Source organism: Pseudomonas sp. NFACC32-1 (assembly GCF_900101215.1).
Classification (GTDB): Bacteria; Pseudomonadota; Gammaproteobacteria; order Pseudomonadales; family Pseudomonadaceae; genus Aquipseudomonas.
The window spans coordinates 407,316-409,248 of record NZ_FMUL01000003.1; the positions used below are offsets into that span (position 1 = coordinate 407,316).

Consider the following 1,933-nt stretch of genomic DNA (forward strand, 5'->3'; position numbering starts at 1 on the left):
CGGATCGGACTCCCGGCGGCCAGGCCCTCGCCGCTGATGGCGCAGATCGGACTCCCGGCGGCCAGGCCCTCGCCGCTGATGGCGCGGATCGGACCATGGGTCAGCGCCTGGCATGATGGGCCACTTTTACTCAGGCAAAAAAAACCCGCCGAAGCGGGTTTTTGAGGACCAATTTGACTCCTTGTCTGGCATTCCATGCCTGGTCCCATCATCCATGACCCCAAGCACTCCCTGTACTCAGTGGATGGACACAGATTAGGCCCATCGCTGATTTGGCAAAAGACGAGAAAGTAGCACCGATGTGTAAGCCTTTCGCTATACCGCTCAGCACAGTTTTTTATGGGCAAAAAAAACCCGCCTAGGCGGGTTTTTTCCAAGACCATTACGACTCCCTGTCGATAGCCATCCTGGCATGGTCGATCGTCCCTGATCCTGAGCACTCCCTGTGCTTCAGTGGATGAGTACAGATTACGCGTCGGATCCAAAACGAAACAGACGACATAACTACCATCTCGTGTAGGACATTCGCCATAGCCACCTTCCGTAAACCCTTAGGTAACTCAGGTATTGGCCAGAAACTCTTCGATATTGGCCATTTGTTCGTCCCAGCCACGGCTGTCCATGCGAAAAGCCTTGAGTCGACGAGCTTCGGGGATACCACTGAACCCCGACTCCACCACCTTCAGCAAGGTTCCACCGTCCATATCCTCCAGCTCGAATTGAACACGCGTTTCGGGTTCTTGGGAGTAATCGACCTCGGGCTCAATGGCGTAGGGGTGCCACCGAAAGGAGAAGAATCGCTCGGGCTCGACCCGCTCCACCGCCACATCCCAGGTAAGGTGCTCATAACCGGGATAAGTGATCTTTCCTTGGGTACGCTCACCTGCCACAAACCGTTTGCCCTCCAGGGCTACGCCAAACCACTGCCCGAAAGTTTCGGCATTGGCCAGGGCCCGCCAAACCTGGGAGCGCGGCACCTTGAGCAGGATCTTTCTTTCGATGCGATCGGATAGATGCATGGGTCACCTCCTGTGTTCAACAGTAGGCCTGTAAGACCACGAGGCCAACCGGAAAGTTGTATCTGTCTGCGGTTTGACAGTGCGACGGCGTTAAAACGCCTGGGGCGAGGTAAACTCCCCCGGCATTTTTTACCTTCAAGGAGGGATGATCATGTCCTCACGCTTGCTGCTGGCCCTGGCACCGCTGATTCTTGCCAGCGTTGCCCAAGCCGATGATTGCACCAACGCCATGACCCAAGGTGAAATGAATCAATGTGCGGCCCAGGAAAAGAAGGCCGCCGATGACGAACTGAATCGCCTGTACAAGCAAATCACAGCACGCCTGAAGGACAACCCAGAGGCCAAGCAACTGCTGGTCAAGGCACAACGGGCCTGGATCGGCTTCCGTGATGCTGAATGCAATTTCTCAGCGTCCGGGGTCGAGGGTGGCAGTGTTTATCCACTCACTTACGGCAATTGCGTCACCGCCTTGACCAAAGCACGCGTCGAGACCTTCAAGACCTACCTCAAATGCAAGGAAGGTGATCTGAGCTGCCCCGTGCCTGAGGCGTGACTGACCTGATGCAAAAAGGATGAGCTTTCAGCGCATCCTTTTTCTGCACAGGTGATTCAGACCAGAAAAACAAAACCCCTACCTGCATCAGCAGATAGGGGTTTCGGAATTTAATCTTGACGATGACCTACTCTCACATGGGGAAACCCCACACTACCATCGGCGATGCATCGTTTCACTTCTGAGTTCGGGATGGGATCAGGTGGTTCCAACGCTCTATGGTCGTCAAGAAATTCGGTAGCCAGCGCGTGCCTTACGGTCACGTTCCAGCGAATGGGTATGCGATAGTTTGTGTGTTGCCTGCAAGCACGTTCGAACTTTCGGTTCGTTTCGTCTTCACAACACCGCAATCTGGTCTCTG

At 54.8% G+C, this 1,933-nt stretch carries 2 protein-coding genes and 1 rRNA gene; 1 reads left to right on the forward strand and 2 read right to left on the reverse strand.

What is annotated here, in order from left to right; all coding sequences use genetic code 11:
* Window positions 1–560 precede the first annotated feature (560 nt).
* Window positions 561–1,019, reverse strand: a complete 459-nt coding sequence (locus tag BLP99_RS07925; RefSeq protein WP_072399306.1) for an SRPBCC family protein — start codon at window positions 1,017–1,019, stop codon at window positions 561–563.
* Between the two features lie 151 nt (window positions 1,020–1,170).
* Here BLP99_RS07925 and BLP99_RS07930 point away from each other — a divergent pair, with 151 nt between their 5' ends.
* A complete protein-coding gene (locus tag BLP99_RS07930) occupies window positions 1,171–1,572 on the forward strand; it encodes a lysozyme inhibitor LprI family protein (RefSeq protein WP_092180119.1) in 402 nt (133 codons plus the stop codon).
* Window positions 1,573–1,686: 114 nt separating this feature from the next.
* On the opposite strand, the gene rrf is transcribed toward BLP99_RS07930, so the two are convergent.
* Window positions 1,687–1,802: ribosomal RNA gene (rrf, locus tag BLP99_RS07935) — 5S ribosomal RNA — on the reverse strand.
* Window positions 1,803–1,933: the final 131 nt, after the last annotated feature.